Below are 25,983 nucleotides of genomic sequence, written 5' to 3'. Positions count from 1 at the left end.
GCGATCAATCAAGGCAGCTATTTTAAATCGGATAAGCAGGAATCGGTGCAATCGATGGCACTGGTAGGGCGGAAAAAAAGGCAGAGCTGGTTTCCCGGCTCTGCCTTCACTTTTTTTTACAGCTAGGAGCAGCTTAAAATCAACTTAAAAGCGACTTAAGGGTAGCATCTAAGCAACTTCGCAACGAGTTGGACACCACTTGCAGTTTGAAAGGTGGCGCATACGCTCTGCTTAAAGACAACGCAGGTGATAACGGCCTTTACCAATCAATTACGAAAATCACATTAAGCCAATTGACCGTGACATTGCTTGTATTTCTTGCCGCTTCCGCACGGACATGGATCATTACGTCCCACTTTTGGTACAGCGTCAACAAGGGCTTGTAATCTTGCCTCGTCCGGATGTGCAGTCGGGGCCAACAGCTCTTCGGCGCCTGCATTCGGATTAAATTCAGCATGCTGGAAATGGACGTTTTCCAAATGTGAGTGCGACAACTCCTCTTCCGCCGCATCAATTTCTGCGCGGTTTTCGATGCGCACCGTCATCACCACACGCACAACTTCATTTTTGATGAGATCAAGCATTTGGCCAAACAATTCAAATGCCTCGCGCTTGTATTCCTGTTTCGGATTTTTCTGCGCATAACCACGCAAATGAATACCTTGACGCAAATGATCCAGCGCGGCCAAATGTTCACGCCAATGACTGTCAACGCTTTGCAGCATGACACTACGTTCGAAACCAGCAAATGACTCTTTTCCAACGACTTCCGTTTTCGCCGCATATTCAGCATCTGCCGCATTTAACACGCGGTCCAACAACTCATCATCGGTCAGATTAGGCTCTAACTCCAACACCTTGGCGAGCGGAATTTCTAGATGCAACTCGTTGGTCAACGCCGCTTCGAGCGACGGGATGTCCCATTGCTCATCGAGCGATTCCGCTGGCACGTAGGTACGGAAAGTATCGTTTAGGACGCCGTGACGTAGCGAACCAACCATCTCCGACACGTCTCGGGATTCCAGCAACTCATTACGCTGCTGATAAATCACTTTGCGCTGATCGTTGGCAACGTCATCATACTCAAGCAATTGCTTACGAATATCGAAGTTACGCGCTTCTACCTTGCGCTGAGCGGACTCAATTGAACGCGAGACGATACCCGCTTCAATTGGTTCGCCTTCTGGCATCTTCAGGCGATCCATGATGGAGCGCACCCGATCACCAGCAAAAATCCGCAACAATGCGTCGTCCAATGATAAATAAAAGCGTGACGATCCAGGATCGCCCTGACGCGCTGCCCGACCACGTAACTGATTATCTACCCGGCGCGACTCATGACGCTCAGTACCAATGATATGCAAACCACCGGCGTTCGTCACATGATCATGCAGTGACTGCCATTCGTTCACCAGCTTGGCTGATTGCAATTGTTTTTCGGTGTCGCCGAGCTCAGTGTTTGCCTCAATAAACTGCACCTGTTTCTCTACATTGCCACCCAATACGATATCGGTACCACGACCCGCCATATTGGTGGCGATCGTAATTGCCTTCGGACTACCCGCTTGCGCAATAATTTCCGCCTCGCGTGCATGTTGCTTGGCATTCAAAACGTTATGCGGCAATTTGGCTTTATCCAGAATACCTGACAGCAACTCTGAATTTTCGATGGAAGTAGTACCCACCAGCACTGGTTGTCCGCGCTCATAGCAATCCTGAATATCGATCAGCATTGCGTTGTATTTTTCAGTTGAAGTCTTATAAACCTGATCCTGGCGATCTTTACGCTGATTCGGACGATTTTGTGGGATAACCACGGTTTCCAAACCGTAGATTTCCTGGAATTCGTAGGCTTCTGTATCGGCAGTACCGGTCATGCCAGCCAGTTTCCCGTACATACGGAAATAATTCTGGAACGTGATCGACGCTAAGGTCTGGTTCTCGTTCTGAATCTGAACGCCTTCTTTGGCCTCAACCGCCTGATGCAAACCATCTGACCAGCGACGTCCCTGCATCATGCGGCCGGTAAACTCGTCGACGATAACGACTTCGTTGTTTTGAATAACGTAATGCTGATCCTTGTGGTACAGGGAATGCGCGCGTAAAGCGGCATACAAATGATGTATCAGACTGATATTAGCCGCGTCATACAGCGACGCGCCTTCTGCCAACAGACCCATATTGGTCAAAATTTGCTCGGCTTTTTCATGCCCGGCTTCGGTCAGCAAGACCTGATGCGCTTTTTCATCCTTGGTATAGTCGCCCGGAATCTCAACTTTACCTTTGCCATCAGGCGTTTCTTCACCAACTTGTAGTGTCAGTAGCGGCGGCAAGGAGTTAATTTTTTGATACAAATCAGTGTGATTTTCAGCTTGACCCGAAATAATCAGTGGCGTCCGCGCTTCGTCGATCAAAATCGAGTCGACTTCATCAACAATCGCAAAATTCAGCACCCGCTGCACACGATCACCGGCTTCAAACACCATGTTATCGCGCAGATAATCGAAACCGAATTCGTTATTCGTTCCGTAAGTAATATCAGCTAAATAAGCAATTTGCTTGTCGTCATGCTCTACCGCGGACAAATTCACACCGGTAGTCAATCCAAGCCAACTATATAAGCGCCCCATCCACTCAGCGTCGCGCTGTGCGAGGTAATCATTCACTGTGACCACGTGAACGCCCTTGCCTGACAAGGCGTTCAGGTACGCTGGCAACGTTGCCATTAACGTTTTACCTTCGCCGGTGCCCATTTCGGCAATTTTGCCGTAATGCAGCACCATGCCACCAATTAGTTGGACATCGAAATGGCGCATTTTGAGAACCCGCTTGCCAGCCTCACGACACACTGCAAACGCTTCCGGCAACATATCATCCAGCTTTTCACCATCGGTGATGCGCTGTTTGAACTCGGCCGTTTTAGCTTTCAACTGCGCGTCCGACAATTTTTCCATTGTCGACTCGAGGCCATTAATTTGGCCTACAGTTTTTTGGTATTGCTTGAGCAGTCGCTGGTTGCGGCTACCGAAAATCTGGGTCAGTAATGACATGCTTGGATTCTAAAAAAAGTATCGGAGTTATTGCGCGTTTTCACACAAACTGCTCCGTTTATATCAGCCATTAACGTAAAGGCGAAGCGCGAGCCTTAAACAATTAAGGAAGGCGAAGCGAACAAAATACATAACAAGCCCAAAATCACTAAAACCAGGCCGTAAGACTATAACTTAGGATGTATGCAAAATGGCCTCAGCTAGCCCTAATAAAGACGGCATTACGGATGTAACGCTGGTAGGCATGACTCCGCTGAGGCGGTTTTGCTTAAGTCCTATAACCACATAAGTACAAGATTTTATCATGTGACCTCCGTCACGTTGGGGTTATGCGCGAGGAAACAATCCCCCCTTATCCAATTTGTATCAGACTTTTGTATATTGACATTTAATAAAGTGTCAAAAAATTAACTACCTCCCGATCAATACCGCCATTTTTGCCTGATCGGTACCAGCCGCAAGAAACTTGCGCGGATCTTGAGCGCCGCCTTTGATTCTGACTTCAAAATGGAGGTGCGGTCCAGTAGAACGTCCGGTACTGCCAATATCCGCAACATGTTGTCCGCGTTGCACGATATCACCCACTTTTACCAATAATTTGGAGGCATGTGCGTAACGAGTAACGATATCGTTGCCGTGATCAATCTCGAGCATATTGCCGTAGGCCGGATGATATTCTGCGGCAATAACTACTCCGGCTGCGGCTGCAACAATCGGCGTGCCGGTCATTGCCGGAAAATCCAACCCTTCATGGAACGCACTGCGGCCGGTAAAAGGATCCACTCGCCATCCAAAACTGGATGAGTTGTAATTTACTGCAACCGGTTGGTTGGTCGGCAACAGCTTTGCTTTGATTTTGTCACTCATTAATGTGGATTCAAGCACATCCATATAATCGGCCCGATGACCAATATCACGCGCCATCGAATCCAGCGCTAATTGGAACTCAGTAATGCCGAACGCCCGTGACTTCCGTTCATTCATGCTGGACGGCTCTGCGCCGCCAGTTCCCGGTGTCCCTTTGAAATTAAACTCTTCCGGCTTCACACCCGCCAAACCCTGAACGCGCTCGCCCAATGCATCAAGGCGGAGCAACTGCGCCTGCATCTGACCTAATTTAATGGCCATTGCGGCGAGATTTTCTTTCAAAAATTTATCATTGTCAGGAACACTCCCAGTGTTGCTGAAGGAGACTGGCGTCTTCATAAAAGGTATAGATACGCTACCAGCATAACGAAATGTCAGAAAATACAGCAACACCGTCGTCAATAATACCGCTATCAGAAATAACACGATCAACATTGCAATATGACGACCACCTAATGTGATCGATTTAGCACGAGAGAAACGGGGATGCAGAAGAATTACTTGCATCGCGGCCGCTCGCCAATAGCGGTTAGATCGCCCTTCGCGTAATAGGTGTGATATCGTTTCGTGATCATGCGCAAACTCTCATTTTCCTCTTCATTTATGCAAGCGGCCGGTTCGAAGTCGTCCAAATGGATCTCCCGAGAGGCCACTGACTTCCTGCGCGACAACGACAAAATGGCAGCGCTGCTGCCAACCCTTACTCGTATGGCGGCTTTACAAAAACAGTGTGCCGCTGGCTTACCAAGCATGTTTGAAGCGTGCGAGGTATTGCATTTTGAATCAGGCCAACTAGTTCTCTCGGCCCCAAACGCGGCATTAGCAACGAAGTTAAAACAACAACTACCAAAACTTCAGAATTATTTACTTGCGGAGAACTGGCAGGTTAATGGAATTCGGATCAAAGTACAAGTAAGCCAAAGCCTACAAAAATTAACGCCAATTAAACAATTTAGCCTCACGCCGACTGCAGTTTCCGCATTCGCGCATCTGGCTGGAGCATTAGAAGAGTCGCCGCGCAACGAAGCATTGAAAGCGGCTCTTGCCGCAATGGTCAAAAGATACACAGACGAACAGAGTAGATAAAGCGCGCAGACCGAATATATTCATGGTTACGCTGAATGACTGCGGCATGCCATTAGACACGATAAAAGAAATTGCCAATTAAACAATCTATCTCGTAGGAATTGGATGGTGGGATGGTGGGATGGTGGGAATTAATGATGCAGCAAAAAAAGTCCATCGTTAGCGCTCAAAGTGAAAATTTAATCACCTGATCCACGCTAACGAGACAATGCTGCTTAGTTCAACGCCCATTCCTGCTCAACCTGACGCTGATACGTATCAGGTGCAGATGCAAGGTTTTCAAAGCTGACAATTTCGTACGCATCGGGTTGTGCCAACAGTGCGCGCAATAATTGATTATTCATCGCATGACCGGACTTGTGAGCGGTGTAACTGGCAAGTAACGGATGGCCGATAAGATACAAATCACCAATAGCATCCAATATCTTGTGCCGCACAAATTCATTTTCGTAGCGCAGGCCGTCACTGTTCAAAATACGATACTCGTCCATCACGATCGCATTTTCTAATGAACCACCACGCGCCAAGCCCATTCCTCGGAGAGTTTCAACATCCTGCATGAACCCAAAAGTGCGCGCACGGGCAATTTCTTTCACATAGGACTCAAAACTGAAATCAACTTCGGCGGTTTGTCCTGTCCCATCGACAGCAGGATGATGAAATTCAATAAAGAATTTCAGCTTGAAACCGTCACAAGGTTCGAGCCGCGCCCATTTTTCCTTGTCGCCCTCGCCCTCCCTGACTTCCACCGTTTTTTTGACTCGAATAAACTTTTTCGCCGCGCCTTGTTCTTCCAAACCGGCCTGCTGCAGCAGAAACACAAAAGACGAGGCAGAACCATCCATGATGGGAATTTCTTCCGCGGTCAGATCCACGTATAAATTATCAACGCCGAGACCTGCGCATGCCGAAAGCAGATGCTCGACCGTCGATACGCGTTGACCATCTTTGGACAGCACTGACGCCATTCGCGTGTCGCCCACCGCAGTGGCGGTTGCAGGAAAGTCAATGACTGGATCGAGATCGATACGACGGAAAACAATACCGGTGTTTATCGCTGCCGGGCGCAAGGTCAACTCAACCTTGGTTCCGGAATGCAATCCGATACCGACGGTTTTGACAATTTTTTTGATGGTGCGTTGTTTCAACATGTCATCATTATAGATGTTGCCGCCAACAGCGACTGTAACGAAGTGTGGTCATTGTGGGATAAAAAACACGGATTAGGGCCATCTTCGACGCAAAATGCGCTAATTATAGGAGCCCCAATAAAAAACGGCGCAATCGCGCCGTTTAATTACCAATAACTCGTTCAGCAAATGGGTCGCAACCGACTCAATATTATATTTGCGACAACAGTACTTCCGCCGTCGATACTTCAAATGTCTTCGGCGCTTCAACGTTCAATTGTTTAACTACACCATCATCAATAAACGCAGAAAAACGCTGTGAGCGTATTCCCATGCCTGCTTTGCTAAAATCTGCGTCCAGACCCAACGCCTTTACGAAAGATGCATTTCCATCAGCTAGCAAACGCACGGCACCGGTCGCTTTTTGATCGCGGCCCCAAGCGCCCATAACAAACGCATCATTGACTGAAATGGCCCAAATTTCGTCTACGCCCTTCGCTTTGAATTCCGCGGCGTGTTTAACATAACCGGGCAGATGCTTTGCCGAACAGGTCGGCGTAAATGCACCGGGCACAGCAAACAAGGCAATTTTCTTGCCCTTTACTAAATCACTGACGTTAAAAGTATTTGGTCCTAACGAACAACCTTCCGTTTCTGTTTCAATGAATTCTGCTAATTGGCCTTCAGGCAAGGTATCGCCGATTTTGATTGTCATGATGATTGTCCTTATATCTGGGTGGTTTTATTGGTACTACAAAATGGATAAGAATTGCTCGCCACTTTATGGCGCAGCCAAATAATCTATTAACACTTTATCCGCTGAATTCTTACACTCAACGAACTACCGTCTGTTTTTTTATTCTTAAATTTTTAATCTTAATATTTAAATAAAAAGATTAAAAAAAACGCCGCGCCAAAAAGGTCGCGACGTTCTAAAGTATGCCTTGTTCCCCACATTTCTGCAGAGGTTGAAGCGATTTACAGTCAACGTTTCCTGGCGGACAAACCGCTACCAACCGTTGACTGGTCTTGCTTCAAATAACAATAGCCATTTTCGGTTAGTCCGCTTGCTTAGTCGGCTTGCTTAGTCCGCTTGTTTGCGCAAGAAAGCCGGAATGTCATATGTTTCCATGCCATTCTTTTCCAGAGCGCGTACTGTGTCCGACGCAGATTCACGACGCCATACTGCTGGCGCTTTCATCCCGTCAAACGACGAACTACCGTGGCCGACAGAATGTGAATTGGCGTGACCGTGTTGCATCATCGGCTCGTTGTGCGTTCCCGTGCGCAACATTTGTGGCTGCACCAGTTGAACCGATTTGCGCGCACGGCCAAGACCGGTTGCGACCACGGTAACGCGGATATCGTCGCCCATGGTTTCGTCGTAAGCGATCCCTTGTGCAATCGATGCGTCCGGTGCAGCAAACGCACGAACGGTAGCCATTACTTCTTTGATTTCTTTACCTTTGAGACTGCGGCTTGCGGTGACGTTGACCAGCACGCCACGTGCACCCGACAGATCGATACCGTCCAGCAATGGCGATGCAACTGCCTGCTCTGCCGCCAGACGTGCGCGGTCAACGCCGTGCGCAGTTGCCGTCCCCATCATCGCCTTGCCTTGTTCACCCATGATCGTCTTGACGTCATTGAAATCGACGTTGATATGACCCGGCACATTGATGATTTCTGCAATCCCGGCGACGGCATTGTTGAGTACGTCATCGGCGTGTTCCAGCCATTCGACCATGCTGTCGTCTTCGTAAATCTCTTCCAGTTTTTCATTGAGAATGATGATCAGCGAATCAACGTGTTGTGATAACGCTTCCAAGCCTTCGTCAGCGAGGTCCATGCATTTTTGACCTTCGTACGAAAATGGCTTGGACACCACCGCCACTGTCAGCGCGCCAAGTTCCTTGGCGATCTGTGCGACGACTGGCGCGGCACCGGTGCCAGTACCGCCGCCCATACCGGCCGCAATAAATACCATGTGCGCACCACGCAGCGCATCTTCAATCCGCGCGCGTGACTCTTCCGCTAATTGGCGGCCTACTTCAGGCTTCATCCCCGCACCCAAACCGGTCTCACCGATCTGGATAACGTTGTGCGCTTTGGAGTGCTTCAGCGCCTGGGCATCGGTGTTGGCAGCGATAAACTCGACTCCCGAGACACCTTTGTTGATCATGTGCTGAACCGCATTGCCACCAGCGCCACCGACGCCAACGACTTTAATCACGGTACCCAGCGTTGCATTGTCAAGTATATCGATTTCCATGATGTTTCCTTATAAAGTTGCAGCATCCAGTCAATAGGCATCACGCGGTGTGAGGCCTAGCAACTGACAACTGCGCGTTACACAAATAACATTAACCACGCCAATTTTAAATAATGTATTGCCACATCTGCTGCTTCTACTTTGCTTCTTTGTACTGCCTCGACCTTTTACTGCAACTTCAGAAGTTGTGTCTGACCCCATCTACACCACATTCCAACACTTAAAAATTCCCTAAAAACCATTCCTTCATACGTTGCCAGACTGCCTTCGCAGAGCCTTCCTGACGCGTCACAATATAGCCACGCAGATACTGCTTTTTCGCCTCCAACAGCAAACCCAGCACCGTCGCGTAACGCGGACTGCGCACCACGTCAGCCAATTGGCCGTTGTAGTGTGGCGTGCCTAAACGTGCTGGCTTCAAAAAGATATCTTCTGCCAGCTCGATCATGCCGGGCATCAGTGCCGATCCACCGGTCAACACAATGCCGCTAGAGAGCACCTCTTCATACCCCGACTCACGCACAACTTGATGCACTAGTGCGAATAATTCTTCGACGCGTGGTTCAATCACGGCAGCCAACGCCTGACGTGACAGCGTGCGCGAATTGCGATCACCCAGACCTGGTACTTCCAACGTTTCGCCCGGATCAGCCAGAATCTGTTTTGCGACGCCGTAACGCAACTTGATTTCTTCCGCTTCCGCAGTCGGCGTCCGTAACGCCATCGCGATATCGTTGGTGATCTGATCACCGGCAATCGGGATCACGGCCGTATGCCGAATCGCGCCTTCCGTGAATACCGCTACATCGGTTGTACCGCCACCAATATCAACCAGCACGACGCCAAGTTCTTTTTCATCAGTAGTGAGCACCGCATCGGCCGAAGCCATTGGCTGCAAAATCAGGTCCGATACTTCCAAACCACAGCGGCGAATACATTTGACAATGTTTTGTACCGCCGACACTGCGCCGGTAACGATATGCACCTTGACCTCAAGTCGGATACCGCTCATCCCGATTGGTTCACGCACATCGTCCTGGCTATCGACGATAAATTCTTGCGGCACCGTATGCAGCAATTGCTGATCGGTCGGAATGTTGACAGCCTTCGCTGTTTCGATCACACGCGAGACATCTGCTGCCGTTACTTCCTTGTCCTTGATCGCCACCATGCCACTGGAATTAAAGCTGCGTATATGGCTACCGGCAATACCGGTATACACATTGCGGATTTTGCAATCCGCCATCAATTCAGCCTCTTCCAGCGCACGCTGGATCGACTCTACTGTGGCCTCAATATTAACCACTACCCCTTTTTTCAAGCCTCTGGATTCATGCTGACCGAGCCCGATCACTTCGTGTCGTCCATCAGGCAGAACCTCAGCTACTACCGCCACCACTTTGGAAGTGCCGATATCAAGGCCAACGATCAAGTTTTTTGCGTCTTTAGTCATAATATTCCGCTTATTATTTTTTATTTCCCAATCCAGCACCAAGGCCACTCGCCTTTAACGCCAGACCATTCGGATAACGCATATCCACACTTTCAATCCGGTCCTGCAAACGCGACAACAACTGCGGATAAATCTCAACCAACCGGCCAACACGATCCTGCAAGGTTGCCTTGTTTTGTTCCCGCCCAAGCGCCACGGTCATACCGTTATCCAATTTAACGCTCCATGCATAACGCGGAGAAAGCTCCACATCTGTAGGTGTTAATTTGAGCGGCGCAAACCATTTCTTGAAATCCATGAATCGTGCAAGAACGTCTTTCTCACTACCGATTGGACCACCAAATTTCAACAGATCGCCGTCCTCTTCTGCCTCATCCAGATTGGCAATAAACAAATCACCTTTAACCGATAACAACCGTCCATCGTCGTCCCACGTGCCTAATGGCTGGTGTTCCTCAATCGTGACGACCAATTGGTTCGGCCATTCGCGTTGCACCGAGGCCTTGCGTACCCATGGAACCGACTCAAACGCTACGCGTACCGCATCCAGATTCGCTGTAAAAAAATTACCTTTAATTCGCGGCAAAGCACTGGCACGAATCGTCAATGGATTAACCCGACGTATCTCGCCTTGCCCCGCTCCCTCAACCCGGATAACCTTTAACGTAAACATAGGCCGTTGGGCCAGCCACCATACACCGGAGGCTAACAAGACGAGCAAAACCAGCCCAATCAGGGCATTGGAAGTTGCGTTCAATATTTTGATGTCTTGCCACATAATTGCTATCTTTATCGCTCGTATTTGCTACGTACTAAATTCGTTAAGATGTGTCCTGACCGAAATATCAACCTTTTCAGATTGTCGTCTCGTTGCTCTCATGCCGCAATTCCAGTGATGCTGACGCCAGTATTTCCACACATAATTCTTCGTAACTTGATCCATCCTGCTTGGCTGACATCGGCACCAGCGAGTGGCTTGTCATCCCCGGCGATGTATTGATTTCTAAAATGAACGGGGCGTTGTCGCTATCCCGTAACATAAAATCAACCCTTGCCCACCCCTTGCAACCAAGTGCATTGAAAGCCTGTACCGCTAATGACTGTATGCGCTGCGTCAATGCGTCGTCTAACGGCGCCGGACATAAATAGGTAGTGTCATTGGTAAAATATTTGTGCTGATAATCATAGTTACCATCCGGTGCACGGATTTCTACGATGGGTAACGCGCGCGCGGTCCGACCTGCGCCCAACACTGGCACAGTCAACTCGCGTCCGCTGATAAATTCTTCTGCGAGGACCACTTCATCGTATTTTGCACACAAGGCGAAACCAGCATCAATGTCTGCGTAACCGGTTACCTTGCTGATGCCAATTGTCGAACCTTCATGCGGGGCTTTGAGCATCAATGGCAAGCCAAGCGCATCCGGCAATTGACGCAGCTCGTCGCTCGATACACTCGCGGAATCCAGGACAAGAAAACGTGGTGTTGGCAAATCGAGACTCTGCCAGACGCGCTTGCTCATTACCTTATCCATCGCAATCGCAGATGCCATCACGCCCGGACCGGTGTAAGGAATACCGAGTTGTTCCAGCGCTCCTTGAAGCGTGCCGTCTTCGCCAAAGCGGCCGTGCAACGCAATGAAGACGCGATCAAATTTTTCAGCGGCCAATTCCGCCAGACTACGTTCAGCCGGATCGAACAGGTGCGCATCAACGCCCTGGTTTTTGAGTGCCAGCACAACGCCGTTGCCGGACATTTTAGATACTTCGCGCTCAGCCGATCGCCCGCCGAACAGGACGCCGACTTTTCCGAATTGCTTGGTCATAGATATTGTACTCATCACTTGCTCACTATCGCTGTATTACTCAGTATGTTTTTGACCGTATTGCTAATGTATCTCGCTTACTATGTTACGCATATCTTATTCATCCGAGCGATCCCAAAATACGCATCAAAACACAAAACAATTCTAAAAATCTTAGTCGGATGCAGTTTGATTGACCAGTTGCGCGGGTACGCTGCTGATAGAACCTGCACCCATTGTCATCACAACGTCGCCATCGCGTACTATGTTGACAATCGCCGCGTGCATATCCGCAATTTTCTCAACAAATACCAGTTCAGCCATTCCTGCCACGCGTAACGCATGGGCCAATGCACGTCCATCCGCCGCCACAAGAGGCGTTTCTCCGGCAGCATAAACTTCTGCCAGCACGAGTACATCGACGGTGGACAACACCTTGACGAAATCTTCGAACAAATCGCGGGTCCGGGTATAGCGATGCGGCTGAAATGCTAATACGAGTCTCCGGCCCGGATAAGCACCACGCGCCGCCGAAATAGTCGCCGTCGTTTCGACCGGATGATGACCATAATCGTCAACCAATGCATACGTGCCGGCAGGCTGCGTATCCGTGGCGGGAACCGAGATTTCACCATATCGGGTAAAGCGGCGACCAACGCCATGAAACTCCGTTAACGCTTTTTGGATCGCGCCATCGGCAACGCCGAGTTCACGCGCAATCGCCACTGCGGCACACGCATTTTGCACGTTATGCATGCCGGGCTGATTGAGACTGATCGGCATTGGTGCATAGCCATCCTGAATCACGGTAAATTCCATATGCCCGGCAACCGGCCTGGCATCAATCGCCCGCACTTGAGCTTCCTCATGGAAGCCATAGGTGGTGATTGGCTTGGAAATCTGCGGCATGATGTCGCGCACATTTGCATCATCTATGCATAGCACCGCAACACCATAAAATGGCAACCTCTGCGTGAACTCAACAAAGGCCTGCTTCAACTTGTTGAAATCGTGATCATAGGTTTCCATATGATCGGCATCGATGTTGGTAATGACTTCAATCACCGGGGACAAGTTCAAAAATGAAGCATCCGACTCGTCCGCCTCGGCCACGATGAAATCGCCTGAACCTAATTTGGCATTGGCTCCGGCGCTGGTAAGCCGACCGCCGATAACAAAAGTCGGGTCAAGACCGCCTTCAGCCAGCACACTGGCAACCAGACTTGTCGTGGTCGTTTTGCCGTGCGTACCGGCAATCGCGATGCCGCGCTTGAGGCGCATCAATTCTGCCAACATGACGGCACGTGGCACGATAGGAATATGCTTTTCGCGACCGGCAACAACCTCCGGATTGTCTTCTTTTACAGCCGTCGAGGTGACGATGGCGTTAGCGTTTTGAATATTTTCGGCGGCGTGGCCCAAGATGACCTTAGCGCCAAGTTTAGCCAGCCGACGCGTGGCGTCGTTGCTGCCGAGATCGGAGCCGGACACGGTGTAGCCAAGATTTAACAACACCTCAGCAATACCGCTCATTCCTGAGCCGCCGATACCGACAAAATGAATATTTTTTACTTTATGTTTCATGACTACTTTCCGTGCTTACATATTCTTCAAGGACCTGCGCGATGGTTTGATTTGCATCGCGGCGGCCGTTCTCGTAGGCTGCCTGCGCCATTGCCTGACAATCTTGACGCGTCATACGCATCAACAAACCAGACAAGCGCTCTTTACTTAAATCGTTTTGCGGCAGATGAATTGCCGCTTGTTTTGTCGCCATCCACTTGGCGTTGTCACGCTGATGCGAAGTGGTCGAAGCCACCAGCGGGATCAACACACTAGCAACGCCCGCCGCCGTCAATTCCGAAATCGTAATCGCACCAGCACGACAGACCACCAAATCGGCATCAGCATAGCGCCGTGGCATATCGTCAATAAAAGCCACCACTTCGGCTGCGACGCCGGCCGCTTTGTAGGCCGCTTGCAAGGTTGCAATATGCTGCTTGCCAGATTGATGCGTCACACTTGGTCGCGATTCCAGCGGGATCAGCGCCAATGCTGCCGGCAAACAATCATTGAGCGCCTTAGCGCCCAAGCTGCCGCCCACTACGAGTAACCGCAGCGGGCCGATACGACCGCTATAACGTTGCTCTGGCAAAGGCAATTGCATGATTTCCTGACGCACAGGATTGCCTGTGACCAGCGCCTTATTGGCTGCGGCACCAAATTCTGCCGGAAATCCAAACAAAACACGCTGCGCTAAAGGCGCCAATACTTTATTTGACAACAACAGCCCTGCATCCGCATTCACCAACACTAACGGCACCTTACGCAACCGTGCCATCACTCCTCCCGGCACGGTGACGTAACCGCCCATACCGAGAATAACGTCGGGCTTACGTCGGCCAATGAAGCTAAAACAGGCTGGAAAGCTGGCCAGTAACCGCCACACGCCACGCAATGAATGCGCAAGGCCTTTTCCGCGTAATCCAGAAAACGCAATACGATCCATCTCGATACCATGCTGCGGCACCAGATCGCCCTCCATGCCATGCGTCGTTCCGAGCCACGTTACATGCCAGCCACGTTGCCGCATCGTGTCGGCAATCGCTAAACCGGGGAAAATATGTCCGCCAGTACCAGCGGCCATGATGAGCAATTTTTTCATTGCCGCCCCCCGCGCATCATGACTCTATTCTCGTAATCAATTCTCAACAAAATCGCCAACCCAATACAATTAATCAAGACACCTGATCCGCCGTAACTCATCAGCGGCAACGTCAATCCTTTAGTCGGTAACAAACCCAGATTGACGCCCATGTTAATAAATGTCTGCACACCGATCCAGATACCGATACCTTTGGCAGTCAATCCGGCAAAAACCTGCTCCATGGCGATCGCCTGACGGCCGATTTCAAAGGCACGCTTGATGATCCAATAAAACATCATCACCACTACCAGCACACCAACAAAACCGAGTTCTTCACCAATCACTGCCAGCAAGAAGTCGGTGTGCGCTTCCGGCAAATAATGTAATTTTTCAACGCTGGCACCAAGCCCGACGCCGAATATTTCGCCACGCCCAAATGCAATCAAGGAATGCGACAGTTGGTATGCCTTGCCTAAAGCATTGTCTTGATCCCATGGATTCAAGTAAGCGAAAATCCGTTCTCGACGCCATGGTGACAACCAGATCACCATCGAAAACATCACGGCCAGCATCGCTGTAATACCGCCGAACCAAATCCCGTTAATGCCGCCTAAAAATAAAATCCCCATTGCAATGCAGACGATTACACCGAGTGCGCCAAGATCTGGCTCCAACATCAGCAATAGTCCCACCACGCCGACGGCTGCCGTCATCGGTAAGAAACCTTTAGTCAACTTATGCATCACCTCTTGTTTGCGCACGGTATAGTTGGCGGCATAGAGGACGATGAACAGCTTCATTAATTCCGACGGCTGCAAATTAAAGACGCGAAACGAGAGCCAGCGTTTGGCACCGTTGACGCCCTTACCTAACCCGGGCACCAATACCATCGCCAGCAATACCAACGTAATCACAAACAAATAGGGCGCCCAACGTTGCCACGTGGCGATACGAATACGAAACGTCACAAACCCTGCGACCATAGAAACGCAGATAAAAATTGCCTGACGGAGCAAGAAGTTATAACTTTTGTAGCTCGCATATTTAGGCGAATCCGGTAACGCGATAGAAGCCGAATACACCATCACCAGACCAAGCAGCATCAACAACACCACGACCCACACCAGCGGTTGGTCGTACTCCATCATTTTTGAACGCTGAATGCCCGGCTTCATGCCATCGACAGAACGTGCACGAGCAGGAATAGGTGAAACTGGTGCCCGCGGCTTTTCCGCAGACTTATCGCTACTCCCTAAAAAGAATGGGAATGCGAATTTCATAAGCTTACCTCGCCACGTGCCAATGCCAGTTCGCGCACTTCAGCCACGAACACCTCAGCACGGTGCGCATAATTGCGGAACATGTCGAGGCTGGCGCACGCCGGTGACAACAACACTGCATCACCAGCATGCGCAAGCTCAGCAGCACGTTGCACCGCTTGCTCCAACGTATCGCAATCGACGATATCGATTCCGGCGGCCAGCAGTTCGCTGTTGACCGCATGGCGAATCGCATCGGCATCGCGACCAATCAACACCAGCGCCCGTCCATAACGCGCTAATGGTTCTGCAATAGGGGTAAAGTCTTGTCCTTTGCCGTCACCGCCCGCGATCAAGACCAACCGGTTCGCGCTGGCACCGCCGTCGGGTCCGCGCCCTAAACCATTAAGGGCAGCAACAGTAGCGCCAACGTTAGTGCCTTTGCTGTCGTCGTAATACTCAACGCCGTCAATACTGGCGACCAACTCCACTCGATGTGGTTCGCCACGGTATTCACGCAAACCGTGCAACAGCGAGGCAAATGGCAAACCGATCGCTCGCCCTAAAGCCAGAGCCGCTAATGCATTGGCGGCATTATGCTGACCACGAATCCGCAAGGCATCGGCTGGCATCAAGCGCTTGATACTGATGGGCAATGCTTCGACCTGATGCTTCTTTCCACGTTTCTTTTCAGTTTCTTCTGCGACCTCGGAAGCCACCACTAACCATTGCATGCCGTTCTCATTGGTCAAGCCAAAACAATTCGCCTTGTCCGGCTCATCAACACCAAAGGTAATGCTGGTGGCGTCGGCCATTTTCATGACGATTGGATCGTCACGATTCAAAACACGAAGTGTGTTTTCGCCGAAAATGCGTGCCTTGTCTCCAACATAAGCCGCCATCTCGCCATGCCAGTCGAGATGATCCTGGGTCACGTTTAATACTGTTGCCACATCCGCTTGCAAACTATAAGTGGTGTGCAACTGAAAACTGGATAACTCCAATACCCATGCTTGCGGCAAAGTTTCCGTATCCAAAGCGGTGCGCAAAACATCCAATGCAGCAGGGCTGATATTACCTGCGACCTGTACAGTTAAACCTGATCGTTGACATAGCAAACCGGTCAGACTGGTCACCGTGGTTTTGCCGTTAGTGCCAGTGATGGCGATCACTTTCGGGTGATATTCCTGACTTTCACGCAAAGCTGCCAGCGCTTGGGCGAAGAGTTCAATTTCTCCCCACACAGGAATTTCGGCGAGCAAGGCCGCCGGAATGATGTCTTTCAACTCCGCGTCCGGTACCAGACCTGGACTTACTGCGGCAAAATCGATGCCGTCTAAAAGCAAAGGATTGAATCTGCCATCTTCGACGCCACCCACAAACTCAACATCAGGAACCGCCTGCAGCAATTGCTGTAAACGCTCAGGCGCATCGCGCGTATCAGCGATGCGCAGCGTGGCCCCGCAGCGCGCTAGCCACAATGCCATTGCCAGTCCCGACTCACCCAAGCCCAGCACCAGAACATGTTTGCCGATGTAATTCATTACCGCTCTTACCTTAACTTCAACGTGGATAAACCAAACAACACTAACATCATCGTGATGATCCAGAAGCGGACGACCACCTGTGTTTCTTTCCAGCCTTTTTGCTCATAATGGTGATGCAACGGCGCCATCAACAAGACGCGACGTCCAATACCAAAACGCTTCTTTGTGTATTTGAAATAAATCACTTGCAACATCACCGATAGCGTTTCTACGACGAAGATGCCACCCATGATGAATAGCAATATTTCTTGCCGCACAATGACGGCAACTGTGCCGAGTGCGCCACCCAAAGCAAGTGCGCCAACATCGCCCATGAAGACTTGGGCCGGGTAAGCGTTGTACCAAAGAAACGCAAGTCCTGCGCCAGCCATTGCACCGCAAAAAATCAGTAATTCACCAGCCCCAGGAATATGCGGAATTAGCAGATATCGTGCAAAAGTGTAATTACCGGTTAAATAAGCAAAGACACCCAGCGCCGCGCCGACGAGGACAGTCGGCATAATCGCCAGACCATCAAGACCGTCAGTCAGGTTGACTGCATTGCTGGTCCCGACGATGACAAAATACGTCAGTGCCATGAAGCCCCATACACCCAACGGATAACTGACGGTCTTAAAAAATGGCACAATCAAATCTGCTTTCGGCGGCAGATCCATACTCAATCCAGATTTAATCCAAGCCACAAACAAATCCCAGACTTGCATATTGGTTGCGCCGGAAACCGAAAATGCCAGGCAGATCGCTGCCACAATACCGATCAGCGATTGCCAGAAATATTTTTCACGCGAACGCATGCCATTTGGATCTTTATAGACGACCTTGCGATAGTCATCGACCCAACCTATTGCACCAAACCCGAACGTTACTAACAATACGATCCAGACAAAGCGATTACTCAAATCACTCCACAACAACGTCGAAATGCCAATCGCAATCAGAATGAGCACGCCACCCATCGTTGGTGTGCCGGATTTGATCAAATGTGTTTGCGGACCATCGGTGCGCACTGCCTGACCAACCTTCAGGCGCGCCAGCATACGAATCACGCCGGGTCCTGCAATCAAGCCGATCGCTAAAGCCGTCAGCGTCGCAAAGACCGCACGGAAAGTGAGAAAATTAAATACGCGCAGAAAACTATGATCCTGCTGAAAAATTTGCGCTAGCCAAAGCAGCATTAGTGCGTCTCCTGTGGTGATGACGATGATGACGGTGTTGATAAATCCCTGACGCCAGGTGCGCTGACCAGATGCGCGACGACACGCTCCATTTTCATGAAGCGAGAGCCTTTGACGAGTACCGTTGTGGTGGGCGTCATGAGTGAGTCGGCAGTGGCAATCAATGCCGCGATATCTTCGAAATGTTGCGCTGATACGCCGAAAGCTTTAGTGGCATCAATTGCTAGCGCACCCAGCGTCAGTAAATGGGTAATTCCGCGTTGCTGGGCATATTCTCCGATTTCCTGATGGAATGCAGGACCGTCGTTACCGACTTCACCCATATCACCCAGTATCAACAATCGCGGCGGGGCAGATTGCGCCAGTACGTCAATTGCAGCGCGTACCGAATCCGGATTGGCATTGTAAGTATCATCAATAACTAACGCCCCCGCATACCCGGCATGTTGTGCTTGTTTGCGCTGCAAGCGACCACTGACCGGGACAAACGATTCCAGTCCTTGCTGAATCGCCGATATTTCAATACCGATAGCCAATGTGCAAGCAATGGCGGCCAGTGCATTCCGCACATTGTGTTCACCAGCTGCATCGAGTCGTACCGCGAACGTTTGTTTAGGTGTAGTGACGTGTAAGATGCTGCCAAATGCCGTTGGTTGATAAGTACAGTGCACATCGGCATCAGCAGAAAAGCCAAAGGTCAGCGACCGCACGCCTCCACCTTTGTCAGCAGTAAGCCCGCGCCACAGTGGCGTAAAAGGATCATCGGCAGGGAAAACTGCAATCCCGCCATCTGATAAGGCACTCATTACCGCGCCATTTTCTAAAGCCACGGCTTCGACACTGGCCATGAACTCCTGGTGTTCGCGCTGCGCATTATTCACCAGTCCAACCGTTGGCGCGGCAATAGCAGCGAGTACCGCTATTTCGCCGGGGTGATTCATTCCCAATTCGATCACCGCCGCCCGGTGGCTGGCATCCAGCCGTTGCAGGGTGAGCGGCACACCTATTTCGTTATTGAAATTACCACGTGTGGACAGATAACCGTCAACACCGAACGCGGCAGCCAAAATCGCGGCGATCATCTCCTTGACCGTGGTTTTGCCATTGCTGCCGGTTACGGCGATCAGTGGCAAAGAGAATTGTCGACGCCACCCATTAGCAATCGCGCCAAGTGCATTGCGCGTATCTGCCACGATCAGCGCAGGTACGGATAAATTGGTCGGCGCACGCTCAACGATTAATGCTGCTGCACCTTGCGCTATAACCTGATCCAAAAAATCGTGCGCATCGAAGCGCTCTCCGCGTAAGGCGACAAACAGGTTTCCCGGCACGACAGCCCGGCTATCGGTTGTTAAGCCGGTGACGGCAATGTCGCCAGCGGCAACGCTGCCGCTGCCATTAATACTGGCAAGACTCACTGTCTGTTGCCAGGACTGCAGCCAGGATTGCAGATCATCGACTGATGCAGTAAACGGAATCTTGATCATATCGGGCCACCTTTCATCGTGGCACGTGACGCCAACGCCAGGGCCGTATGATCAGCATCCAAAAATGGTAATTTCTTTCCTTTTATTTCCTGATAGGTTTCATGGCCTTTGCCAGCCAACAACACTACATCCGCTTTACCCGCCTTGCGCACAGCGCGCAGAATCGCCGCCGCCCGATCTTCCTGCGTTTGAACGGTTGCCGCTGATTTCATCCCTGCAAGAATCTGTGCAATGATCTGGCCCGGATCTTCGCTGCGCGGATTGTCGCTGGTGACGATCACATGATCGGCAATCTCTGCAACGGCACCCATCTGCGGCCGCTTGCCCGGATCGCGATCTCCGCCACAACCGAATACGCACCACAACTCACCGCCACGTTGCTGTGCGACCTGACGCAATGTAAGTAATGTTTTTTCCAATGCATCTGGAGTATGCGCGTAATCAATCACAATCAATGGCGCATCCTGACCACCAAATTGCTCCATGCGTCCGGGAACAGCGGTTAACCGCTCAAGCGCTTGGACCGCGGTATCCCATACGACTCCTTTGGCAAGCAAAACGCCTAAAATACCTAGCACGTTACTGACGTTAAACTGGCCAACCAGATGCGTTTTAATCTGGCCTGAACCGAATGATGAGACGACGTGAAAAGCCGTACCGCTGGCGCTGGTGCGTACTGCCGTCGCGCGCAGTATCGGAAATTCACCTAAAACGGCAGCACTTTCCATCGCCGCATCCGTCAAGGCATAACCAATAACGGCTGCCGAACCGCCTTCTTGTAGCATTTGCCGCGCCAGACGCAAACCCATCTCATCGTCAAGGTTGATCACAGCGTGTTGCAAACCCGGCCATTCAAAAAGTGCGCGCTTAGCCGCCTCGTAAGTCGCCATATCACCGTGATAGTCAAGATGATCACGGGTGAAATTAGTGAACAAAGCAATATCGACATGCAGGCCATTGAGGCGACCTTGATCCAGCCCGATAGAGGAGGCTTCAATCGCCAGCGCCTGCACGCCCGCTTGTTGCAGCTTCAACAGTTCAGTCTGTAAAAGAATCGCATCAGGCGTGGTATAGCCGGTAACCGTAAATTCAGCACGTTGGCGCGGTACAAAAGTACCAATTCCGAGCGTGCCGATGACGCCAGTCGTTTGCCCGAGCTGTGCCAATGCGTGGCCCAGCCATTGACTGCACGAGGTCTTGCCATTGGTTCCGGTCACGGCAATAACGCTCATATCGCGGTCAGGCTGCTGATAAAAGGTATTCGCTATCGGGCCTGCGAGTTTTTTCAGGCCATCTACAGCCAGATGCGGAACGGTCCAATCCGGATTCCATTCGAATTGGTGTACTTCAAATACAACTGCAACAGCGCCCTTTTCCAAGGCTTGGGCAATGTATGTACGGCCGTCGGCGCCATCGCCGGGGTAGGCAAAAAACACATCTCCGGCACTTATTTTTCGTGAATCGGAGACTAGTCGGACTGTCGGAGATGCCGCCGTTACAAGTCCTTCCAACCATGTCTGGATTGACGCCAACTTGGTTAGTGTGTTTAACGCAGATGGCGGGGATCGTCTGATAGTCATCAGAAACTCTCCTTCGGACCATCAGTCGGAATGATGATGTCGGTAATATTAGAGTCAGGCGGCACATTTAAGGTACGCAATGCATTTCCCACCACACTGGCAAAAACTGGCGCAGCGGAATCACCACCATAACGGTAGGCGTTGCTAGGCTCATCAATCATTACAGCAACAATTAAGCGAGGATCCGACGCTGGAGCGAAACCGACGAAATCAGCAATATACTTTTTAACGTACTTACCACCTTCAATTTTGTAAGCCGTGCCCGTTTTTCCGCCTACACGATATCCGGGCACTTGTGCTTTCGGTGCCGTACCTCCGGGCGCAGTTACTCTTTCGAGCATTGCACGCATGGTTAACGCCGTTTTTTCAGAAATGACGCGTTGACCAATCGGATCGGTAGTGACTTTTTTGAATGACAACGGGATCAAGTCGCCGTTGCGCGCAAAAATGGTATAGGCATGTGCCATCTGGATCAGTGATACAGATATTCCATGGCCGTAACTCATGGTTGCCTGTTCAATCGGACGCCATGATTTGAACGGACGGACGCGACCGGCGACAGCACCGGGGAAGCCAAATTTTGGTTGCTGTCCAAGACCGACCGTGGTGAACATTTCCCACATTTCTTCGGCTGGCATCTGCAAGGCTATTTGTGCCGTCCCGAGGTTGGACGATTTTTGGATAATCTGAGCAACAGTCATACTAAGCAATCCATGCGGGTGTGAGTCACCGATAGTTGCCGTACCGATCGTCATTTTATCCGGCACCTGGAACGTGGTTCCAGGTTGAATACGATTGGTATCAAGCGCCAATGCCACCGTGAATGGTTTTAGCGTCGATCCCGGCTCAAAAGTATCGGTCATCACGCGATTGCGCAGTTGCGCGCCGGTGAGTATTGATCGATCGTTAGGATTATAACTAGGCAGATTGGCGAGTGCCAGCACTTCGCCGCTTTTGGCGTCGACCACTACAATGGCTCCGGCTTTGGCTTTGCTCTTCTCAACCATCTCTTTTAGTTGAGTAAAAGCAATGTACTGAATTTTGCTGTCTATTGACAAGACAAGATCGCGACCGTCATGCGGCTCTTTGACGGCTTCAATATCTTCGACAATCCGACCAAGACGATCCTTGATAACACGGCGGCTACCAGTAGCTCCTGCCAGCGTTTTTTGTTGTGACAGTTCCATCCCATCTTGTCCTGCATCTTCGATATTGGTAAAGCCGACCACGTGCGCCGCTACTTCACCCTCAGGATAGAAGCGTTTATATTCGGGACGCGTTTCGATCCCGGCAATACCAAGCTTGGCTATCTGATCCGTCGCCTCTTTCTCGACTTGCCTCTTGAGGTAGACAAAGCTTCGATCAGAATCGAGCTTTTTATTTAACTCGGCCTGCGTCATATCAAGTAATTTTGCCAGCGCTTGCAACTTTTCTTTGGGCGCTTGCTGTACATCATCAGGAATCGCCCAGATTGCTTTGACCGGCACCGATGAGGCCAATACCTGACCGTTGCGATCAGTAATCTTGCCACGCGTCGCTGGCAACTCTAGCGTGCGTGCATAACGAGAAGCGCCTTGCTTTTGCAAAAATTCGGTAGATACGCCTTGTAACCATAACGCTCTTGCCACCAAAGCAAAAAAAGCTGCAAATAACATAAACAGCACAACGCGTGAACGCCAAACCGGGAGTTTGACTTTCAATACAGGGCTTGCGGTAAATGGCATGCCTTTGGATGCGGCGGTACGCGGTGGGTTGCGAGTCATTTGGCCCCCATCGTTAAGTACTGGGTGCGCTGCGGCGTCAATGGCACCATATTCAGGTCACGCCGCGCACCGGCCTCGATCCTGGCATTTTTGCCGAGAGTAGATTGATCAAGCTGTAGTTGGGACCACTCTATATCCAGCTGCCGCGCCTGGCTTTGGGCGCGCCCCAGTTCGATGAATAACTGACGTTCCTGATATTGCGCATTGACCAATGCCAGCGCGCAGATAACGAGCATTACCGTCAACATCGCGTTGACACGCCCGATCATGACTGATCACCTGTCATGAGACCTGATTTTGCGCTGCTGGCGAGACGCTCACCGACCCGCATAATGGCTGAGCGTGAGCGCGGATTGGCAGTCACTTCGGCGTCCGATGGCTTAACACGCGAGACTAGTTTTAACTGAGGTTGCGGCAAATCGACAGCAAGAATCGGTAAGCGACGGTCTGGCTGCGGCAGCTTGGCTTTGGAAGCCATATACTGCTTGACGATGCGATCTTCCAGCGAGTGAAAACTGATCACAACCAATCTCCCTTGCAGAGACATCTGCTCGAACGCCTGATCCAACACTATTTTGAGTTCTTCAAGCTCTTTATTGATGTAAATCCGGATAGCTTGAAATGTGCGAGTGGCCGGGTCTTTGCCCTTCTCGCGGGTTTTGACAGCGTTTGCCACGATCGCGGCAAGCTGTCGTGTGGTTGAAATTGGCTGGACTGCCCTGCCAGCAACAATCGCCTTTGCAATCTGAACAGCAAACCGTTCTTCCCCATAATCACGCACTACCTTTCCAATTGTTTGTTCATCCGCTATCGCCAGCCACGCCGCTGCAGACATGCCTCGCGTGGTATCCATACGCATATCCAGCGGTCCATCGGCGCGAAAACTAAATCCCCGACTTGCATCATCAACTTGCGGCGAAGAAATACCGAGGTCTAGCAATACACCATCTACCTGCGCAATATGACGATCCCGCAACGCTTCAGCCATCGTCGCAAAACTGTCATGTACGATCTCAAATCGCGGGTCGGTGATGGTGTTCGCGGTCGCAATTGCTTGCGGATCCTTATCGAACGCAATCAGACGCCCCATCGGTCCAAGGCTTTCTAAAATTTTGCGGCTATGTCCACCACGGCCAAAGGTACCGTCGACATACACGCCATCGGCACGTGGTCCAACAATGTTTAATGCTTCTACAGCCTCATCCAGCAACACCGTGCGGTGCTGGAATTCGGGCACCGATTGTTCAGTCATCTTGGCGCCGTCAGAATGAAAAGTTACTTAAAACATCGGGCATGCCAGCCGCAACTGCTTGCGACTCGCTTTCAGCCAGTTTGGCTGCATCCCAAATCTCGAAATGGCTTCCCATACCTAACAACATTACTTCTCGCGATAGACCAACTGCGACGCGTAATTCCGGAGCGATCAAAATGCGCCCGGCAGAATCGAGTTCAACATCAGAAGCATTTCCAAGAAAAATACGTTGCCAGGCACGCGCCGACATTGGCCACGCCGCTATTTTCTCGCGGTGGGTCTCCCATGTCGGACGTGGAAATAGAAGCAGGCAGCCGTGCGGGTGTTTGGTGACGGTCAGGCGACCCTCGCATTGAACGGTCAGCGCGTCACGATGCTTTGACGGTACTGACATCCGTCCTTTCGCATCGAGATTTAATGCTGACGCACCCTGAAACACCGCAGACTCCTTGTTGAATACTGTGAACAGCGCAAAAAATGTTTTTATGAGCAACAAAAACGCCCCACAAAAACACACTTTTTCACACTGCCACCCACTTTAGAGTATGCCTTATAAGAGGTCAAGCCATTTAGTCCATGTAAATTGCAAATTTTTGTGTAAAGTCAATGACTTAGCGTAACTTTGCCGACAAAACCTCGAAACCACAAAAAACCAAATACCTCTATTAATGAAGGACTTACCGAATACTATAAAAGTTTCTTATGAGATAAACACATGTGTTTAGTGGCGTCTTATGCGCTCTTAAATTGTGCATTTTTTGACTAATGCAATTCGGATTTTGACCACAACTGGACACAAACTCGAAAAGAAGAGTTCATCGCAGGTGCACCGAGTCAATAAGCAATTCAAATTGGGAGGGTAAAAAGGACAGAGGAAGAAGTCAGATTTTGGGATAGCGAAAAAAATAGAAAAAGCATGAAGAAAAACACATTAAGGTAAACTGAAGCCAAGATTAAAACGATATTGCAAAAATAAGATTATCACCAATTCGGCAAAAAAATGACGGTCGTATCGCTTTCCAGTGCCCTGAGTACACCGAAGGTATTTACCCGATCAAACGACCACCCTTTACACGTAATCCTTTTTTCGCCAACGAGGGTGCAAGCGCCGCCAGTGCTGCAAGTGCGTCCCCCGAGTGCGCATGACAAATCGCTACGGCCAGGGCGTCGGCAGCATCAGTCCCCGGCAAACCCGGCAGAGACAGTAAACGTTGGACCATATCCTGGACTTGTTGCTTTTGTGCTTTACCGTGCCCCGCTACCGCTTGCTTGATTTGCAAAGCGGTATATTCGGCGACAGGTAAATCAGCACTAACCAGCGCGCAAATTGCAGCACCACGGGCCTGACCCAGTAGCAGCGTGGATTGTGGATTTACATTAACAAAAACGATCTCTATTGCCGAGCAGTCCGGCGAATAAGTCTTTACCACTTCGGAGACACTGGCCAAAATAACTTTCAGACGCTCCGGCAAACTGGCGTCCGGTGTCTTGATCGTGCCGGATGCCACGTAGGCAAGTTTGTGTCCTTGCTTGTCAATAACGCCAAAGCCAGTGGTACGCAAACCGGGATCAATACCGAGGATTCTCATAGTTAACGGACTACCTCAGCA

21 protein-coding genes are annotated in these 25,983 nt (G+C 50.6%); 1 reads left to right on the top strand and 20 read right to left on the bottom strand.

Translation table 11 applies throughout. From position 1 onward, the window contains the following. Nucleotides 1-284: 284 nt before the first annotated feature. Together secA and ACXX82_RS13025 are read right to left on the bottom strand one after the other, a co-directional pair. The gene (gene secA / locus ACXX82_RS13030; protein ID WP_322235362.1) at nucleotides 285-3,050 is read right to left on the bottom strand and encodes a preprotein translocase subunit SecA; all 2,766 of its coding nucleotides are present in this window, start codon (nucleotides 3,048-3,050) and stop codon (nucleotides 285-287) included. Nucleotides 3,051-3,461: 411 nt separating this feature from the next. Further along, the gene (locus ACXX82_RS13025; RefSeq protein ID WP_322235359.1) at nucleotides 3,462-4,424 is read right to left on the bottom strand and encodes a M23 family metallopeptidase; all 963 of its coding nucleotides are present in this window, start codon (nucleotides 4,422-4,424) and stop codon (nucleotides 3,462-3,464) included. A gap of 66 nt (nucleotides 4,425-4,490) precedes the next feature. Between ACXX82_RS13025 and ACXX82_RS13020 the strand changes: the two genes are divergently transcribed. Then, nucleotides 4,491-5,003 carry a hypothetical protein gene (locus ACXX82_RS13020; RefSeq protein WP_322240393.1) on the top strand — a complete coding sequence of 171 codons (513 nt, stop codon included), beginning with the start codon at nucleotides 4,491-4,493 and terminating at the stop codon, nucleotides 5,001-5,003. A gap of 215 nt (nucleotides 5,004-5,218) precedes the next feature. On the opposite strand, the gene lpxC is transcribed toward ACXX82_RS13020, so the two are convergent. The 18 genes from lpxC to ruvC all read right to left on the bottom strand — a co-directional run bounded on the left by lpxC (nucleotide 5,219) and on the right by ruvC (nucleotide 25,962). Then, entirely contained in the window at nucleotides 5,219-6,154 is a 936-nt protein-coding gene (gene lpxC, locus ACXX82_RS13015; protein ID WP_322235357.1) for a UDP-3-O-acyl-N-acetylglucosamine deacetylase, read from the bottom strand. 190 nt (nucleotides 6,155-6,344) lie between these two features. Further along, complete coding sequence (locus tag ACXX82_RS13010) at nucleotides 6,345-6,848, bottom strand: peroxiredoxin (RefSeq protein WP_322235353.1); 504 nt, start codon at nucleotides 6,846-6,848, stop codon at nucleotides 6,345-6,347. Nucleotides 6,849-7,217: 369 nt separating this feature from the next. Continuing rightward, nucleotides 7,218-8,405, bottom strand: coding sequence for a cell division protein FtsZ (gene ftsZ, locus ACXX82_RS13005; RefSeq protein WP_322235350.1), 1,188 nt, complete (start codon nucleotides 8,403-8,405; stop codon nucleotides 7,218-7,220). Nucleotides 8,406-8,625: 220 nt separating this feature from the next. Next, nucleotides 8,626-9,858, bottom strand: coding sequence for a cell division protein FtsA (ftsA, locus tag ACXX82_RS13000; RefSeq protein WP_322235348.1), 1,233 nt, complete (start codon nucleotides 9,856-9,858; stop codon nucleotides 8,626-8,628). A 13-nt stretch (nucleotides 9,859-9,871) separates the two neighbouring features. Beyond that, nucleotides 9,872-10,636 (bottom strand): cell division protein FtsQ/DivIB, encoded by a 765-nt coding sequence (locus ACXX82_RS12995; RefSeq protein ID WP_323505858.1) that lies wholly within the window; start codon nucleotides 10,634-10,636, stop codon nucleotides 9,872-9,874. Nucleotides 10,637-10,712: 76 nt separating this feature from the next. Beyond that, entirely contained in the window at nucleotides 10,713-11,699 is a 987-nt protein-coding gene (locus tag ACXX82_RS12990; RefSeq protein WP_458563057.1) for a D-alanine--D-alanine ligase, read from the bottom strand. A 138-nt stretch (nucleotides 11,700-11,837) separates the two neighbouring features. Then, the gene (gene murC / locus ACXX82_RS12985; protein WP_322235343.1) at nucleotides 11,838-13,247 is read right to left on the bottom strand and encodes a UDP-N-acetylmuramate--L-alanine ligase; all 1,410 of its coding nucleotides are present in this window, start codon (nucleotides 13,245-13,247) and stop codon (nucleotides 11,838-11,840) included. Next, the gene (gene murG, locus ACXX82_RS12980) at nucleotides 13,237-14,328 is read right to left on the bottom strand and encodes an undecaprenyldiphospho-muramoylpentapeptide beta-N-acetylglucosaminyltransferase (RefSeq protein WP_458563056.1); all 1,092 of its coding nucleotides are present in this window, start codon (nucleotides 14,326-14,328) and stop codon (nucleotides 13,237-13,239) included. The genes murC and murG overlap by 11 nt, the downstream gene beginning before the upstream one ends. Beyond that, nucleotides 14,325-15,590, bottom strand: coding sequence for a putative lipid II flippase FtsW (ftsW, locus tag ACXX82_RS12975; RefSeq protein WP_416186802.1), 1,266 nt, complete (start codon nucleotides 15,588-15,590; stop codon nucleotides 14,325-14,327). The genes murG and ftsW overlap by 4 nt, the downstream gene beginning before the upstream one ends. Next, nucleotides 15,587-17,113, bottom strand: a complete 1,527-nt coding sequence (murD, locus tag ACXX82_RS12970; RefSeq protein WP_322235338.1) for a UDP-N-acetylmuramoyl-L-alanine--D-glutamate ligase — start codon at nucleotides 17,111-17,113, stop codon at nucleotides 15,587-15,589. The genes ftsW and murD overlap by 4 nt, the downstream gene beginning before the upstream one ends. 8 nt (nucleotides 17,114-17,121) lie before the next feature. Beyond that, entirely contained in the window at nucleotides 17,122-18,291 is a 1,170-nt protein-coding gene (gene mraY, locus ACXX82_RS12965; RefSeq protein WP_322235335.1) for a phospho-N-acetylmuramoyl-pentapeptide-transferase, read from the bottom strand. After that, a complete protein-coding gene (locus ACXX82_RS12960) occupies nucleotides 18,291-19,778 on the bottom strand; it encodes a UDP-N-acetylmuramoyl-tripeptide--D-alanyl-D-alanine ligase (RefSeq protein WP_458563055.1) in 1,488 nt (495 codons plus the stop codon). Before ACXX82_RS12960 ends, mraY begins: the two co-directional genes overlap by 1 nt. Beyond that, entirely contained in the window at nucleotides 19,775-21,358 is a 1,584-nt protein-coding gene (locus ACXX82_RS12955; protein WP_458563054.1) for a UDP-N-acetylmuramoyl-L-alanyl-D-glutamate--2,6-diaminopimelate ligase, read from the bottom strand. Before ACXX82_RS12955 ends, ACXX82_RS12960 begins: the two co-directional genes overlap by 4 nt. Further along, the gene (locus ACXX82_RS12950; protein ID WP_322235328.1) at nucleotides 21,358-23,121 is read right to left on the bottom strand and encodes a peptidoglycan D,D-transpeptidase FtsI family protein; all 1,764 of its coding nucleotides are present in this window, start codon (nucleotides 23,119-23,121) and stop codon (nucleotides 21,358-21,360) included. Before ACXX82_RS12950 ends, ACXX82_RS12955 begins: the two co-directional genes overlap by 1 nt. Then, entirely contained in the window at nucleotides 23,118-23,390 is a 273-nt protein-coding gene (ftsL, locus tag ACXX82_RS12945; RefSeq protein ID WP_322235325.1) for a cell division protein FtsL, read from the bottom strand. The genes ACXX82_RS12950 and ftsL overlap by 4 nt, the downstream gene beginning before the upstream one ends. Then, nucleotides 23,387-24,373, bottom strand: coding sequence for a 16S rRNA (cytosine(1402)-N(4))-methyltransferase RsmH (rsmH, locus tag ACXX82_RS12940; RefSeq protein WP_322235323.1), 987 nt, complete (start codon nucleotides 24,371-24,373; stop codon nucleotides 23,387-23,389). Before rsmH ends, ftsL begins: the two co-directional genes overlap by 4 nt. A gap of 10 nt (nucleotides 24,374-24,383) precedes the next feature. Further along, entirely contained in the window at nucleotides 24,384-24,812 is a 429-nt protein-coding gene (gene mraZ / locus ACXX82_RS12935) for a division/cell wall cluster transcriptional repressor MraZ (RefSeq protein WP_322240388.1), read from the bottom strand. A gap of 607 nt (nucleotides 24,813-25,419) precedes the next feature. Continuing rightward, nucleotides 25,420-25,962 carry a crossover junction endodeoxyribonuclease RuvC gene (gene ruvC / locus ACXX82_RS12930; protein WP_322235320.1) on the bottom strand — a complete coding sequence of 181 codons (543 nt, stop codon included), beginning with the start codon at nucleotides 25,960-25,962 and terminating at the stop codon, nucleotides 25,420-25,422. Nucleotides 25,963-25,983: the final 21 nt, after the last annotated feature.

The sequence above is a fragment of the Glaciimonas sp. GNP009 genome, assembly GCF_054343755.1.
The sequence above is the reverse complement of the archived record's forward strand: the minus strand, read 5'-3'. Positions and strand labels throughout refer to the sequence as shown.